A 13,803-nucleotide genomic window follows, 5' to 3' on the forward strand; every position below is an offset into this window, starting at 1 on the left:
CAGTGGAGCCAAGCTATGAGAAAGGAAAGCACCAGCAATTCCATACAGCAGGAAGCCACGGCGGCAATCAGCGCTGCGCATCTGCTTTATCCGGCCAAACATTTCGGTCACCCGCGTGACGTGCTCACCGCCGCCGACATCGGCAATGACGAGAAGCGCGCTATTCTCGCGTCATGGGCATCCGATATTTTCGCGATCGATTCCGCACCTGCCCTTCGCCTTTATCCCGGGGCGGAAAGAGCCGTCTCCTATGACGAGATTCTTGAAGCGCTGAAAACGTTGGACAAGGGCGACCAGCAATCTGGCAACCAAGGTTCGTCCGCTTCCTCGGCTGCCCACAGGATCCGTCGTCGAAAGCTGCCGCCACGCCGGCTCCCCGGCTTTGGCATGTGCAGCTACCGGAAAGGAGGCCGCAGCCGACAGGCGTTCGAGATCTAGTTTCCAGCTGAACTGCCGCGTGCCTCTTTGAGGACGCTGGTTGATTTTTACCGTCGACTCTTGCTCATTCGAGGAGGTTTTGCCGATGAAGATCGCACAGATCGCACCACTTGCCGAAAGCGTTCCGCCGAAGCTTTATGGAGGAACCGAGCGGATCGTTTCCTATCTGACCGACGAACTGGTCCGTCAGGGCGAGGAAGTCACCCTCTTTGCCAGCGGCGACTCCGTGACCGACGCCAGACTCCTACCCTGCTCCGACGTCGCGCTGCGGCTCAACCCGGCCGTCAGGGATCACCTGCCGCATCAGGTCATGATGCTTGAGGAAATCCGCCGTCGGGCGCATGAGTTCGATGTGCTGCACTTTCATATCGATCTCCTGCATTTCCCGCTGATCCGGGATTTTGCCGACCGTACGGTGACCACGCTGCATGGGCGACTCGACCTGCCGGACCTCAAGCCTTTCTACAAGGCATTCCCCGATATTCCGCTGGTGTCGATCTCCAACGATCAGCGCCGCCCGATGCCGTCGGTCAACTGGGCCGGCACGGTCTATCACGGCCTGCCGATCGACCTGCTGCCCTTTACGGAAAAGCCAAGGGGCAATTATCTTGCGTTCCTCGGAAGGATATCGCCGGAGAAGCGGCCGGACCGGGCGATCGAAATCGCCGCGAAGGTCGGCATGCCGCTGAAGATCGCCGCCAAGATCGATAATGCCGACAAGACCTATTGGCAAACCATGATCGAGCCGATGGTGAAGAACCATCCGTATGTGGAATTCATCGGCGAAATCAATGAACAACAGAAAGCTGACTTCCTCGGAAATGCAGGCGCTCTGCTCTTCCCGATCGACTGGCCGGAGCCCTTCGGGCTGGTGATGATCGAGGCTATGGCCTGCGGCACGCCGGTGATCGCTTTCGGCTGTGGCTCGGTCCCGGAGGTCATTGACAACGGCATCTCCGGCATCCTGGTCGACAGCGTCACCGAGGCGGCCGAAAACGTCGAATGGGCACTCCGCCTCGATCGGCGCAAGGTGCGTGCCGCGTTTGAAAAGCGCTTCACCGCACAACGAATGGCGTGCGATTATCTCGACATCTATCGCAACCTGCCGGACGTTCGCATCAAAGCCGCGCCGATCCGCCGGTCGAATGGTCAAGCGCTCGGCCTGCAGGCTGTCGCCTGAGGCAAGGAGGAGACCATGTCAAACCTGTCTGCGGACAGCAACCCCGCCACAGCATCGTCAGGCCTGGCGGCGCCGGTCGCTCAGTTCTTCATTCCGGCCGCAGCATCGCTGCAGGAGCGCCGGCCGCGTACCTTGAAGCACGGCGATACTTTCGCCGTCTTCGACCATAATGGCGATGCTCTTTCCGGTCCCGGCAGTCCGGAAGGCCTTTTCCACAGGGACACCCGTTATCTCTCGCATCTTTACCTAACGATCAACGAACAGCGGCCGATGCTTCTGTCGTCGACGCTGCGGGATGACAATGCCACGCTGACCTGCGATCTCACCAATCCTGATCAGTTCGATGAGAAGGGAAGGCTGGTTCTGGGCCATGACGTGATTCATCTGCGCAGATCGCGCTTTCTCTGGAATGCCTGTTGTTATGAACGGCTGGCCGTGAGGAATTATGACGACCGTCGGCAACATATCCGCATTCAGATCTCTTTCGGGGCCGATTTCGCCGATCTTTTCGAAGTCCGCGGCACCAAAAGAGCAAGAAGAGGGCGCCATCTTCCCGCCGTCGTGGAACAGGATTGGATCCTGCTTTCCTATATTGGCCTGGACAATCGCAAGCGGTCGACGCGCCTTTCCTTCATGCCGGAACCGGCCGAGATTCGTAGCGATCTTGTTACTTACGACCTCTACCTGGAGCCGCACGAGACCAAATCGCTCTTCATGCAGATCGGCTGCGACCATATCTCCGCCGATCGACTGAGCCGCCTTTCCTTCTTCCTTACCTTGCGGGATGCCCGCCGTGCGTTGCGCGCCTCCTCCTCGCGCGCGGCGTCAGTCACAACCTCCAATGAGATCTTCAACGAAGTCGCGCGACGCAGCGCCTCTGACCTCTACATGCTGATCACCGACAAGCCGGAAGGCCCCTATCCTTATGCCGGCATTCCCTGGTTCAGCACCGTTTTCGGCCGCGACGCCCTGATCACGGCGCTTCAGACACTTTGGCTCGATCCGGAGATCGCCCGCGGGGTTCTGGGTCATCTTGCGGCCAATCAGGCGACGAACGTCGATCCTGCTTCAGACGCCGAGCCGGGCAAGATCCTGCACGAAGTGCGTTGCGGCGAAATGGCTGAACTCGGCGAGGTTCCATTCCGGCGTTACTACGGCAGCATCGACTCGACGCCGCTCTTCGTGATGCTGGCCGGCGACTATCTTAAACGAACCGGCGATCTTGCGACCATCGACCGTCTCCTGCCGAATCTCGAAGCCGCACTGACATGGATCGACGAATATGGGGATCGTGATGGCGACGGCTTCGTCGAATATGGGCGGCTGACGGAGGAAGGACTGATCAACCAGGCGTGGAAAGATAGCCACGATTCGGTCTTCCATGCCGACGGCACGTTGGCCCGAGGCCCAATCGCGAGCGCCGAAGTCCAGGCCTATGTCTATGGCGCTTGGCAAAGTGCTGCCGAAATCTTCCGGTGGACGGCCAAGCCGGAACGCGCGGCGAGCTTTCTCGCGCGCGCGGAGGGACTGCGCCGCGCCTTTGACGCGAGCTTCTTCGATGAGGAACTTGGCACATACGTCTTGGCCCTCGACGGGGATAAACGGCCCTGCCGGGTTCGATCTTCCAATGCCGGCCATGCCCTGTTCACCGGTATTGCTTATGCTGAACGGGTCGCACAGGTGACCCGCACCCTGATGAGTGCCTCGTCCTTCTGTGGCTGGGGCATCCGCACCATTCCCTCCACGGAAGCGCGTTACAATCCGATGAGCTACCACAATGGCTCGATCTGGCCACACGACAATGCCTTGATCGCCAGCGGCCTTGCCCGCTATGGCTACCGCGCCGAAGCCGCGCGGATATTCGAGGGGCTGTTTGCCGCTGCGACCTATATCGACCTGCGGCGGCTTCCCGAACTCCTCTGCGGCCTGCCACGTCAGCGCGCACGCGGACCGACCTCTTATCCGGTCGCCTGCTCGCCTCAAGCGTGGGCGGCAGCAGCCCCTTTGTCGCTGCTTCAATCCTGCCTTGGCCTCGACTTCGAGCCGAATAGTTTGCAGATCAGCTTCAGCGTGCCGCGACTTCCTTCTTTCCTCGATGAGGTGATCTTGCGGCGCCTGCTGATCGGCAATGGCTCGGCTGACGTGGCCATCCGCCGGTCGAGACACCAGGTCGTGGTCGATGTTATCAATCGACAGGGCAGTGTCAGCGTGCTCACCACGGCCTGATGAAGGACGGTGCAGCGAAGGCGGGTTAACCGCCTTTTCTATTCCGGTTCCTCTTCGTCCGACCTCAGCAGGTCAACAAGCGCAGCAACCCTGCCGGTCGGTAGATGCCGGCCTTCACTCATCAGGGCCTCGTCGTTGTTGGCCCATGCAAACGCCTCGGCAAGCTCGGCTTGGGTTGCACCTGTCGCGATGATCTCGGCCACAAGCGTTTTGTCGGCGGGCCCAAGGACGGCGACGACGTCGCCTGAAGTCATTGTCATAGCCATTGCTCCTAGCTCAAGCTCCAAAACATATGGTGGCGCCTTAGAAAAGATCAAATTTTTTCGCTGAGAAATCCGATCCTCTTGAAACGGTAAACTGCTGAATTATATCAGTATTGTCGATCGCCGAGCAGGGATCGACAGGTCCAGGAGACGCCTGTGTCGCTCTTGGCGTCTCCTGTATCCATGTTGCTTGTAAGGAGGATATGGCTATGAGGACAAACCTCGATTTCTCTCCACTGTTCCGGTCGAGCGTCGGCTTCGAGCGGATGTTGAACGCACTCGACGCTGCAAGCCGCGCCGAGACAATCGACAACTGGCCGCCTTACGATATCGTCAAAACCGGCGAGGACGACTACCGCATTGCCATGGCCGTGGCGGGCTTCTCGCAGGACGAACTGGCGATCATCCAAGAGCAGAACATGCTCGTCGTCTCAGGGCAGAAGGCGAACGGCGAAGATGTTCAATACCTGCATCGCGGCATTGCTGGTCGGAGCTTCCAGCGTCGGTTCGAATTGGCCGACCACGTCAAGGTCCTGGATGCCGGCCTCGTCAACGGTCTGCTGACCATCGACCTCAAGCGTGAAATTCCTGAAGAGATGAAGCCGCGCCAGATCGAGATCGGAACTGGAAATGCAATGCCGAAGGCCGAGACCAAGCAGATCGAGGCCGAGACGCAGGCAGCCTGAGCCGTCAGGAATGCCCAAGAACCACCAGAAAGGAGTAAGCCATGAGTGTTCGTGATTTGATTCCTTGGGGCCGCAACAACGGCCACCAGGTTCCGAGTCTCCTCCGCGAGGACGACCATGATCCTTTCCTGTCGCTCCATCGCGAGGTCAACCGTCTGTTCGACGATGCTTTCCGCAGCTTCGGCTCTGGCCTGCCGTCACTGCGGGGCGCCAGCGGCTTCGGTGCCGGCTGGCCGAGTGTCGAGATCTCCGACACCGATAAGGATATCAAGGTGACGGCCGAAGTCCCCGGCCTTGAGGAAAAGGACATCGAGGTCATTCTCGATGATGGCGTTCTGACGCTGAAGGGTGAAAAGCGTTCGGAGACGGAAGACAAGGAGAAGCAGTTCTCGGAGCGCTACTATGGCCGCTTCGAGCGACGCATCCCACTCGGGACCGAGGTCAAGGAAGATCAGGTCGACGCGACCTTCAAGAACGGCGTCCTGACCGTCACCTTGCCCAAGAGCGAAAAGGCGCAGTCACAGGTCAGGCGCATCGCCATCAGAAGCTGATCGAAACGAGGGCGGCGGCCGACCACCTGGCGGCCGCGCTACCATGTCATCCATGGTTGCACGGAAATTTCCGTCGCGCTTAGTCTCCTCATGGCCGCGGGATCGGCAGATGCCGATCGCAGGTTCAGGCCTATTTCCCAGGCTCGAACACCATGGAGTGGCCGTTGATGCAGTAGCGCAGGCCGGTCGGCGGCGGGCCGTCGGGAAAGACGTGGCCGAGATGGGCTTCGCAGCTGCCGCAGCGGATTTCGGTGCGCACCATGCCAAAGGCCGTGTCGCGATGCTCCGTCACCGCTTCGGGTGACACCGCTTCGAAGTAACTCGGCCAGCCGCAGCCGGCATCGAATTTGGTGTCGGAGCGGAAAAGCGGCGCATTGCAGCCGACGCAGCGGTAAAGCCCCGTCTCGAAGGAATCCCAGTAGGGGCCGGTAAAGGCGCGTTCGGTGCCGTGCTGGCGCGTGATGCGGTATTGCTCAGGCGTGAGCTGCTCTTTCCATTCGGCGTCGGTCTTGTGGATCTTGGCGGTCGTCGCAGTGTCGGACATGAGGTGCTCCTTTCGCCGAGGGGCGGGTTCCGTTTCGCGAGAAAATGTGGTGCGCCGCGTTCAGTTCATCAAGTCTCCCGCGGCGCGCCATGAGATTGGCGGCATACCCAATTAGGGGAAGAGGCTTGCTTTTACATCCGTTAGGAGTTTCCTGTTAGGGTTAATGTTGCGTGCATTGGAGAATCACTGGTGTTTGAAACAGCAATCGTCCTGCTCTACGGCCTTGTGGCCGTGGCCGCCATGGCGGTCACGCTGTTGGAAGGCTGGGCCAATCATCAAGGTTTGACGCTCCATCGTCTCGCCGGGCTCCTCGCTTGCCTGCTCTGGCCGCTGACGCTTCTGGTCTTCATCCTGCACGGTTGCATCGCCCGGCTGCTGACGCGTCTTTCCAGATCGACGGCCTGATCGGCTTTGAACATCGCCATGCAGTGCGGCCTGCGGCCGAAATCACTTGAGACGCTCCCCCGTTTCGCCTAAGCCAGAAGACAGGCCGGTTTTCTACGGCTTTTCGTCTGTTGCCTTTACAGCACCGCGGGCCTTGTCGGACGTGCAAAGGACTGTAATATTTTGAATTATGCAGTAGAGGAGGGGACATGGCCGATGTCACGGCTCTGACATTTCTGGCCCTGTGTCTGCCGCTCGCCGGCGCTCTTGCTGCTCCCTTCGTCATCCGCATCTTCGGCGCAAACGGCGCCTGGCTCCTGGCGATCGCTCCCTTGCTCGCCTTTCTGCATTTCCTGCGGTTCATTCCTGAGATCGCACGCGGCGAGGTCGTCACCGGCGGCTATTCCTGGGTGCCGAGCTACCATCTCTCTTTCTCCTGGTTCCTCGATGGCCTGTCGCTGGCTTTCGCCCTGCTGATCACCGGCATCGGCACCATGATCGTGCTTTATGCCGCCGGCTACCTCAAAGGACACAAGGATCAGGGCCGCTTCTTCTCCTTCATCTTCCTCTTCATGGGCGCGATGCTCGGCGTCGTCGTTTCCGACAGTTTCCTGATGCTCTTCGTCTTCTGGGAACTGACATCGATCACGTCCTTCCTGCTGATCGGCTTCGACCACGAGCGTACAGCGGCTCGCCGCGCCGCCCTGCAGGCGCTTGTTGTGACCGGCGGGGGAGGGCTCTGCCTGTTGGCCGGTCTGCTGCTGCTCTGGAACATCTCGGGCGTCACTGAGATGTCGCGGCTCATGGGAGCGGGCGATATCGTGCGCGAAAGCCCGCTCTATCTCGCTGCCCTCATCCTGGTCCTGGGCGGCGCCTTCACCAAGTCGGCGCAATTTCCCTTCCATTTCTGGCTGCCGAACGCCATGGAGGCGCCGACGCCGGTTTCCGCCTATCTGCATTCGGCGACGATGGTGAAGGCGGGCGTCTATCTGCTGATGCGGCTCAATCCCGTCATGGGGGCAACGCCTGCCTGGGAAATCCTGCTGCCCTTCTTCGGCGGGCTGACGCTGGTGGTCGGCACCGCGCTCGCCATCCGCCAGACCGACCTGAAGCTCAAGCTTGCCTATACCACCGTCTCCTCGCTCGGCCTGCTCGTCATGCTGATCGGCTTCGGCTCTGACCATGCGGTGGAGGCGGCGGCGCTCTATCTGGTGGGGCATTCCCTCTTCAAGGGCGCGCTCTTCATGGTCGCCGGCATCATCGATCACGAGACCGGCACGCGCGATATTACCAGGCTGCGTGGCCTGATGCGGGCGATGCCGCTCACCTGGATGATCGCACTTGCGGCGGCCTTCTCGATGGCCGGCCTGCCGCCCTTCTTCGGCTTCCTCGCCAAGGAGGAGATCTATACGGCGCTCGTCGGCGGCGATGTCCGCGCGATTACTTTCGCCGCCATAACCGTCTTCGGCAATGCGCTGATGTTTGCGGTCGCCTTCGCGGTGGCGCTTAAACCCTTCCTCGGCCAACCGGTGGAGACGCCGAAACCTCCGCACGAAGCGCCCGTCCTGCTTTGGCTCGGCCCGGCCGTTCTCGCCGTCCTCGGCTTGCTCGCGGCGATCTTTTCCGGCTTCACCCATACCGTCCTGTCCTCGCCGATCGCATCCGCCATCCGCCAGACACCCGTCGAAATCGACATTTCGCTGACGCCGCATATCGGCCTGCCCTTGGCGCTCTCCGCCCTGACCGTGCTGCTCGGTATCGGCGTCTACTGGCAGCTGGCGCGCGCCCGTTTCCTGATGGCCGTTTTCCTGCGCGCGGCCGGACCTGGGCCGGACCATGGCTTTGATGTCGCTATATCTGGTCTTGTCCGCTTTTCCGGCCGCCTCATGCGTGTGCTCCAACCGGGGCGGCTCGAAATCTATGTCACCTGCACCTTCCTCTGCGTTGCCGCCATCCTCATCGTCCCGCTCGTCGTCTACGGCGAACTGCCGCGTTTTCCGGCCTGGCCGGCCGATGTCAGGCCGCATGAATGGGCAGTCTTCCTGATCGCCGCCTTCGGCCTTGCCGCGGTGCTCGTCGCCCGCGACCGGCTGACGGCGATCGTCTCGCTCGGCATCCAGGGTTTCGCCGTCGCCATCATCTTCCTGCTGTTCGGCGCGCCGGATCTCTCCTTCACCCAGTTCATGGTCGAAACCCTGTCGGTGGTCATCCTCGCCCTCGTCATGACCAGGCTTCGCCTGTCGCCCGCCGACCGGCGCCCGCTCGGCCGCAAGCTCTTCGACGGCGCGCTGGCGCTTGGTTGCGGCCTCGGCTTTGCACTTCTGCTGATGCGGGCGACGGAGGCGCCGTTCAACGACGCGCTGACCACCTTCTTCAACACCTATTCCAAATCGATCGCCCACGGCGCCAATGTCGTCAACGTCATCATCGTCGATTTCCGCGGCACCGACACGCTCGGCGAAATCGCCGTCGTCGCCGTCACCGGCCTTGCCATCCTGGCGCTGATCCGCATCCGCGCCGGCAGCGAGCGCAGGCTGGCCGCCAATGATCCCGCGGCAGAGGCGGAGGGCTGATCCGATGAACACCCTGATCTTCCGCACCATCGCCCCGTTCCTCACCGCGCTGATGCTGCTGTTTTCGGTCTTCGTGCTGCTGCGCGGCCACAACGAGCCGGGCGGCGGCTTCATCGGCGGGCTGATCGCCGCCTCGGGATTGGCGATCTACGGCATTGCCCGCGGCGTCGCCGCCGTTCGCCGGGCGCTATTCTTCCATCCGCTGTCGATTGCCGGCTTCGGCCTGCTGCTGTCGACCCTGGCCGGGCTTCTCTCCATCCTCTTTGCCGTTCCCTTCATGACCGGTCTCTGGATCTATCCGAACCTCTTCGGTCTCGAAGTGCCGCTGTCGAGCGTCATGCTCTTCGACGTCGGCGTCTATCTCGTCGTGCTCGGCGCCATCACCTCGATCGCCCTGGCCCTGGAAGAAAAGGAGACGGAATGATGGAGCCGCTTCTGTCGATCCTCGTCGGCCTGTTCTTCGCTGCCGCCATCTATCTCCTGCTGTCGAAATTCACGATCCGCATCATGCTCGGCATCGCCATCCTCGGCAATTCCGTCAACCTGCTGCTCTTCACATCAGGCCGGCTGACGCGCGAGGTGCCGCCGATCATCCCGGCGGGTCTCGACAGCTTACCATCCGGCGCGGCCAACCCGCTGCCGCAGGCCCTGATCCTGACGGCGATCGTCATCTCCTTCTCCTTCCTCGCCTTCCTGCTGGTGCTCACTTACCGCGCCTATCAGGACCTCGGCACCGACGACACCAACGACATGCGCGCCGCCGAGCCCGACGACCGGCCGCTGCCTCCATTGGGGTATTGATGCGGATGTCGGTGCGAATGTTCACCCCACGGCAGGCCCTCGCGCGCGGTAGCGGAGGCGCCACCTGATGGCCGCTCCCACCACCATCGATCTCTCCGCCGCCATGATCACCGCTCCGGTGCCGATTGGCCATTGGCTCGCCATCCTGCCGGTCGCCCATTGCATTACGCTCGGCGCCGTCCTGCTGATGTTGCGCGCCCATCCGCGTCTGCAGGCCTGGCTTGCCATATCGGGCCTTGCGGTCCTGGCGCTGATCGATGCGACGCTGCTCGCCAAGGTCGCGGCGGAAGGACCGCTGACCATGGTCATGGGACGTTGGCTGCCGCCTTTCGGCATCGCCTTCACCGTCGATCTCCTCGGGGCGCTGATGGCCTTCACCGCGGCCCTTGCGGCGCTCGCCGGCGGCATCTATGCGCTCGCCGATATCGGTGAAAGCGGCCGGCGATACGGTTTCTTCCCGCTGCTCATGCTGTTGATGGCCGGCGTCAGCGGCGCCTTTCTCACCGGCGATGTCTTCAATCTCTATGTCTGGTTCGAAGTGCTGCTGATCTCCTCCTTCGGGTTGATCATCCTTGGCTCCGAACGCCAACAGATCGACGGCGCGCTGAAATATGCGGTGCTGAACCTCATCGCCACGACGCTGTTCCTGATCGGCGTCGGCATCCTCTATGCGGCCTTCGGCACGCTCAACATGGCCGATATCGCGGCAACAACGGGGGATTTGCGCGGCACGGCGCCGCTGATGACGCTGGCCAGCCTCTTCCTGCTCGCCTTCGCCATGAAGGCCGCTGCCTTCCCGGTCAATTTCTGGCTGCCCGCCGCCTATCATACGCCGCGCATCGTCGTCTCCGCGCTGTTTGCCGGCCTGCTGACCAAGGTCGGCATCTACGCACTGATCCGGGTGATGGTCATGCTGCTGCCGGTGGAACGCCAGGAATTGAGCCTGGTGATCGCGCTTGCCGCCGCCGCGACCATTGTCGTCGGCGCTCTCGGCGCGCTGGCTGAAAACGATATCCGCAGGCTGTTCGGCTATGTCGTCATATCGGGCATCGGCAACATGCTCGCCGGCGTCGCCCTTGGTGGCGGCATTGACGGCATCAGCGGCGCGGTCTTCTATGCGCTCCATTCCATGGTGCTGATGACTGCACTTTATCTCGCCGCTGGCGAGATCGCCCGGCGCGGCGGCGGCTTTTCGCTGTCGGATCTCGGCGGGCTCTATCGGCAAAGCGGCGGCTTCACCGCGCTCTCCCTGGTGCTCTTCCTTGCTGCCTGCGGCCTGCCGCCCTTTTCCGGATTCTGGCCGAAAGTCATTCTCGTCAAGGCCTCACTCGATAGCGGCGCCTGGTGGCTGGGGGCGACGATTCTCGCCGGCGGTTTTCTGACGACGATCGCCTTCGGCCGCCTCTTTCTGCTCGCCTATTGGCGCCCGCCGGCGGTGGCACTCGCTCCGTCGAGAGCAAACTGGCGCACAGGCCTGCCGCTTGCCGCATTGACGGCGCTTACCATCGGCTTCGGCATCCTGCCGGAAAAGCTGCTGGCGCTGTCGCAATCGGCTGCCGCCGGCCTTGCCGATCCAAAGGCCTATCTGCATTCGGTCTTCCCCGGAGGTATCAGGTGATCGCCTTCGTCTTCAACCTGCTGCTGTCCATTGCCTGGGTCACTGTTACCGGCAGCGCCTCGCTGCACAATCTCGTCTTCGGCTTCCTGCTCGGCGCCTTGGCGCTGGCCATCATCCGCGAACCCTTCGGCGGCAAGGGATATATCGGCCGCGCCCGACTGGTGCTTTCACTCGCCGCGCTGTTCCTGAAGGAATTGTCGCTGTCGGCCTGGAAGGTCACGGTCACTGTGCTCTCGCCCGATATGCAGCTGAAGCCCGGCATCTTCGCCTTCCCGCTGACGGTGACGAGCGATTTCGAGATCACCTTGCTCGCAAATCTCATTACCCTGACACCCGGCACGCTCTCGGTCGACGTCTCCACGGATCGCCGCACGCTCTATATCCACGCGCTCGATTGTTCCGATCCGGAGACAACCAAGCGTGATATCGCCAATGGTTTTGAACGCAAGATCATGGAGGCCTTCCGGTGATCACGCCTGCCGCCATCGTCGCGGCCGCATCCGCGGCCGCCCTCGTCATCCTCGGGCTGGCGCTGATTCTGACCGTCTGGCGCGTCGTTGCCGGCCCGACCTTGCCGGACCGGATCCTGGCGCTGGACATGCTGACTGGTCTCGCCATCGGCTTCACAGCCGTCATCGCGGTCAAGACAGGTTTTTCGCTCTATATTGATATCGCCATCTCGCTCGGCCTCGTCGGCTTCCTGGCGACTGTCGCCTTCGCCCGATTCGTGCTGTCGCGCGGCGACATCAAATCGGCCCCGTCCGCGCTTGCGGCAAAAGGCAGCGCAAAAAAACGCCGGGCAGGGGGGAAGAAGCGATGATGGATTACATCCTGGCTGCCGTCACCGCTCTTCTGCTGATCGCCGGTGCGCTCTTTGCGCTTGTCGCGGCGATCGGCCTGGTCAGGCTGCCCGATCTCTATACCCGCATGCACGCGGCCTCGAAGGTGGGAACTGTTGGCTCCGGCCTGCTGCTGCTTGCCGCCGGCCTCTATTCCCAGGAGCTGGCGATTCTCGCCCGCGCCATTGCCGGCTTCGTCTTCCTGTTGCTGACGGCGCCGGTCTCGGCCCATCTGCTGGCGAGAGCCGCCCATCTTTCGGGATATCAGCTCGGCGCTGTCTCGGTCCGCGACGATATCAGCAAGCGCTGAGCCTGTTCTGTGCGGCTGCTTTACCAGATTTATGCAAAACTTATGCACAGGAAGCTGTGAGTAAAGCTTGCCTGGGCGTGCCTTAATTCTTCATCTGTCATTTTTTCTCAAGAAAAACGACAAATAATAATTGGCCTTTTGGTCAAACGATGGTATTTGAAAATGCAAGTAGAGTTCTGATTGTGAATTACAATCGTACTGCTTCCAAGTCCCTCAGTTTTGATTTTTCATGTCTAACTGAGGCCAACGCCTGGGGTATGACGTAGTGGTTTGCAATCAGGCAGTATAAGAACAGGTCTCGCTCTTCGGAATCTAGGGGTGGATTTCGCGTTTTTCGAAACAGAAGGTCGCTTCCCGTGCTTTTGCTGTTCGCTTCTACGAGGCGGGTCTTTGGCGTGTCAGTCAAAGGCCGTTTGAGCATGCTAACAGGAGAAAAAATATGACGGATATGGCGACCGGCAATGCGCCGGAGCTGCTTGTGGAACTGACGGCCGACATCGTCGCGGCTTATGTCAGCAACCATGTTGTACCGGTCAGCGACCTGGCTAATCTGATTTCCGACGTGCATTCGGCACTGAGCAACACGTCCGTACCGCAGCCTGCTGCGGCGATCGTCGAAAAACAGAAGCCTGCAGTTTCTGTCCGCAAGTCCGTACAGGACGAGCAGATCACGTGTTTGGAATGCGGCGGCAACTTCAAGTCCCTCAAGCGTCACCTGATGACGCATCACAGCCTCTCGCCGGAAGAATACCGCGAGAAGTGGGACCTGCCGACCGATTACCCGATGGTAGCGCCCGCTTATGCCGAAGCGCGTTCGCGCCTGGCAAAGGAAATGGGCCTCGGGCAGCGCCGCAAGCGCGGCCGCGGCTGAGCTTTTTCGAAAGCATCGACGACAAAAGCCGGGTCCTGTGCCCGGCTTTTTCAATTTGTGGAGTTTCGTTCTCGACTCGGCTTCGTGCCACAGTTGTCGGTTCGTGCGGATGGTAGCCGGATGAGGGGCGGGTCTCCTGCATCGAGGGTGCCGCATGTTTTTGTGTGCCGTTTCAAGGCGATGAAAACAATCGCTGCAGTATTTCGAACCTGCGCAAGTGATTCGGGGGGGCGCCAAAATAGCGTCAGGCAACCCGCCTTATGCTTTGCCGGCGGGCTTAGAATGATTTCCTATACTGTGAGCAAGAGTTAATATACTCGATTCGGCTGGGAGGCGCTTTCCGAATCGATTGGCCAAAGCAACTCAAAGCCGACCTGGCCGCGATCGCGCTCACGCCGCGGCGCGGACTCTGGCTTCTTCCCGGATCCTGTTCACCATCGACCGCAGTCCGTTCGAACGCTGCGATGACAGGTTTTCCACCAGGCCGATCTTCGAGAAAATCTCGAAGGCATCGAGCCC

At 61.2% G+C, this 13,803-nt stretch carries 17 protein-coding genes; 14 read left to right on the forward strand and 3 right to left on the reverse strand.

The window, feature by feature from the left end; translation table 11 throughout:
* The first annotated feature begins 15 nt into the window (after positions 1-15).
* From CO667_RS04945 to CO667_RS04955, 3 genes are all read left to right on the forward strand, one after another.
* Complete coding sequence (locus tag CO667_RS04945; RefSeq protein WP_097617346.1) at positions 16-438, forward strand: hypothetical protein; 423 nt, start codon at positions 16-18, stop codon at positions 436-438.
* A gap of 85 nt (positions 439-523) precedes the next feature.
* Complete coding sequence (locus CO667_RS04950) at positions 524-1,618, forward strand: glycosyltransferase family 4 protein (protein WP_097617347.1); 1,095 nt, start codon at positions 524-526, stop codon at positions 1,616-1,618.
* A 15-nt stretch (positions 1,619-1,633) separates the two neighbouring features.
* Positions 1,634-3,844, forward strand: coding sequence for an amylo-alpha-1,6-glucosidase (locus CO667_RS04955; protein WP_097617348.1), 2,211 nt, complete (start codon positions 1,634-1,636; stop codon positions 3,842-3,844).
* Positions 3,845-3,882: 38 nt separating this feature from the next.
* On the opposite strand, the gene CO667_RS04960 is transcribed toward CO667_RS04955, so the two are convergent.
* Positions 3,883-4,104 carry a hypothetical protein gene (locus tag CO667_RS04960; RefSeq protein ID WP_097617349.1) on the reverse strand — a complete coding sequence of 74 codons (222 nt, stop codon included), beginning with the start codon at positions 4,102-4,104 and terminating at the stop codon, positions 3,883-3,885.
* A gap of 212 nt (positions 4,105-4,316) precedes the next feature.
* Between CO667_RS04960 and CO667_RS04965 the strand changes: the two genes are divergently transcribed.
* Together CO667_RS04965 and CO667_RS04970 are read left to right on the forward strand one after the other, a co-directional pair.
* Positions 4,317-4,793: an Hsp20 family protein gene (locus CO667_RS04965; protein ID WP_097617350.1), complete on the forward strand. Its 477-nt coding sequence runs from the start codon at positions 4,317-4,319 to the stop codon at positions 4,791-4,793.
* Positions 4,794-4,834: 41 nt separating this feature from the next.
* Positions 4,835-5,344 (forward strand): Hsp20/alpha crystallin family protein, encoded by a 510-nt coding sequence (locus CO667_RS04970; protein ID WP_097617351.1) that lies wholly within the window; start codon positions 4,835-4,837, stop codon positions 5,342-5,344.
* 130 nt (positions 5,345-5,474) lie between these two features.
* On the opposite strand, the gene msrB is transcribed toward CO667_RS04970, so the two are convergent.
* Complete coding sequence (msrB, locus tag CO667_RS04975) at positions 5,475-5,888, reverse strand: peptide-methionine (R)-S-oxide reductase MsrB (protein ID WP_097617352.1); 414 nt, start codon at positions 5,886-5,888, stop codon at positions 5,475-5,477.
* A 189-nt stretch (positions 5,889-6,077) separates the two neighbouring features.
* Between msrB and CO667_RS04980 the strand changes: the two genes are divergently transcribed.
* The 9 genes from CO667_RS04980 (at position 6,078) to CO667_RS05020 (ending at position 13,284) form a co-directional block, all read left to right on the forward strand.
* Entirely contained in the window at positions 6,078-6,293 is a 216-nt protein-coding gene (locus tag CO667_RS04980; RefSeq protein WP_097617353.1) for a hypothetical protein, read from the forward strand.
* A 188-nt stretch (positions 6,294-6,481) separates the two neighbouring features.
* Positions 6,482-8,845 (forward strand): putative monovalent cation/H+ antiporter subunit A, encoded by a 2,364-nt coding sequence (locus tag CO667_RS04985; RefSeq protein WP_097617354.1) that lies wholly within the window; start codon positions 6,482-6,484, stop codon positions 8,843-8,845.
* A 4-nt stretch (positions 8,846-8,849) separates the two neighbouring features.
* Positions 8,850-9,269, forward strand: a complete 420-nt coding sequence (locus CO667_RS04990; protein WP_097617355.1) for a Na(+)/H(+) antiporter subunit B — start codon at positions 8,850-8,852, stop codon at positions 9,267-9,269.
* Positions 9,269-9,646, forward strand: a complete 378-nt coding sequence (locus tag CO667_RS04995; protein WP_097617356.1) for a Na+/H+ antiporter subunit C — start codon at positions 9,269-9,271, stop codon at positions 9,644-9,646. The genes CO667_RS04990 and CO667_RS04995 overlap by 1 nt, the downstream gene beginning before the upstream one ends.
* A 67-nt stretch (positions 9,647-9,713) precedes the next feature.
* Entirely contained in the window at positions 9,714-11,264 is a 1,551-nt protein-coding gene (locus tag CO667_RS05000) for a Na+/H+ antiporter subunit D (protein ID WP_097617357.1), read from the forward strand.
* The gene (locus tag CO667_RS05005) at positions 11,261-11,734 is read left to right on the forward strand and encodes a Na+/H+ antiporter subunit E (RefSeq protein ID WP_097617358.1); all 474 of its coding nucleotides are present in this window, start codon (positions 11,261-11,263) and stop codon (positions 11,732-11,734) included. The genes CO667_RS05000 and CO667_RS05005 overlap by 4 nt, the downstream gene beginning before the upstream one ends.
* On the forward strand, positions 11,731-12,084 hold the full coding sequence (locus tag CO667_RS05010) for a cation:proton antiporter (RefSeq protein WP_097617359.1): 354 nt from the start codon (positions 11,731-11,733) through the stop codon (positions 12,082-12,084). Before CO667_RS05005 ends, CO667_RS05010 begins: the two co-directional genes overlap by 4 nt.
* Positions 12,081-12,413 (forward strand): monovalent cation/H(+) antiporter subunit G, encoded by a 333-nt coding sequence (gene mnhG, locus CO667_RS05015; RefSeq protein WP_097617360.1) that lies wholly within the window; start codon positions 12,081-12,083, stop codon positions 12,411-12,413. The genes CO667_RS05010 and mnhG overlap by 4 nt, the downstream gene beginning before the upstream one ends.
* A gap of 439 nt (positions 12,414-12,852) precedes the next feature.
* Positions 12,853-13,284 carry a MucR family transcriptional regulator gene (locus tag CO667_RS05020; RefSeq protein WP_097611337.1) on the forward strand — a complete coding sequence of 144 codons (432 nt, stop codon included), beginning with the start codon at positions 12,853-12,855 and terminating at the stop codon, positions 13,282-13,284.
* A gap of 390 nt (positions 13,285-13,674) precedes the next feature.
* Here CO667_RS05020 and CO667_RS05025 read toward each other — a convergent pair.
* On the reverse strand, positions 13,675-13,803 hold a 129-nt coding region (locus CO667_RS05025; RefSeq protein ID WP_179874060.1), incomplete at its 5' end, for a SufE family protein.

This window comes from Rhizobium sp. L43, assembly GCF_002531725.1.
Lineage (GTDB): Bacteria > Pseudomonadota > Alphaproteobacteria > Rhizobiales > Rhizobiaceae > Rhizobium.

Excerpts from the sequence above, each read along its gene's own strand:
- CO667_RS04945 (WP_097617346.1), top strand. The coding sequence starts at position 16 with ATGAGAAAGGAAAGCACCAGCAATTCCATACAGCAGGAAGCCACGGCG.
- CO667_RS04950 (WP_097617347.1), top strand. The coding sequence starts at position 524 with ATGAAGATCGCACAGATCGCACCACTTGCCGAAAGCGTTCCGCCGAAG.
- CO667_RS04955 (WP_097617348.1), top strand. The coding sequence starts at position 1,634 with ATGTCAAACCTGTCTGCGGACAGCAACCCCGCCACAGCATCGTCAGGC.
- CO667_RS04960 (WP_097617349.1), bottom strand. The coding sequence starts at position 4,104 with ATGACAATGACTTCAGGCGACGTCGTCGCCGTCCTTGGGCCCGCCGAC.
- CO667_RS04965 (WP_097617350.1), top strand. The coding sequence starts at position 4,317 with ATGAGGACAAACCTCGATTTCTCTCCACTGTTCCGGTCGAGCGTCGGC.
- CO667_RS04970 (WP_097617351.1), top strand. The coding sequence starts at position 4,835 with ATGAGTGTTCGTGATTTGATTCCTTGGGGCCGCAACAACGGCCACCAG.
- msrB (WP_097617352.1), bottom strand. The coding sequence starts at position 5,888 with ATGTCCGACACTGCGACGACCGCCAAGATCCACAAGACCGACGCCGAA.
- CO667_RS04985 (WP_097617354.1), top strand. The coding sequence starts at position 6,482 with ATGGCCGATGTCACGGCTCTGACATTTCTGGCCCTGTGTCTGCCGCTC.
- CO667_RS04990 (WP_097617355.1), top strand. The coding sequence starts at position 8,850 with ATGAACACCCTGATCTTCCGCACCATCGCCCCGTTCCTCACCGCGCTG.
- CO667_RS04995 (WP_097617356.1), top strand. The coding sequence starts at position 9,269 with ATGGAGCCGCTTCTGTCGATCCTCGTCGGCCTGTTCTTCGCTGCCGCC.
- CO667_RS05000 (WP_097617357.1), top strand. The coding sequence starts at position 9,714 with ATGGCCGCTCCCACCACCATCGATCTCTCCGCCGCCATGATCACCGCT.
- mnhG (WP_097617360.1), top strand. The coding sequence starts at position 12,081 with ATGATGGATTACATCCTGGCTGCCGTCACCGCTCTTCTGCTGATCGCC.
- CO667_RS05020 (WP_097611337.1), top strand. The coding sequence starts at position 12,853 with ATGACGGATATGGCGACCGGCAATGCGCCGGAGCTGCTTGTGGAACTG.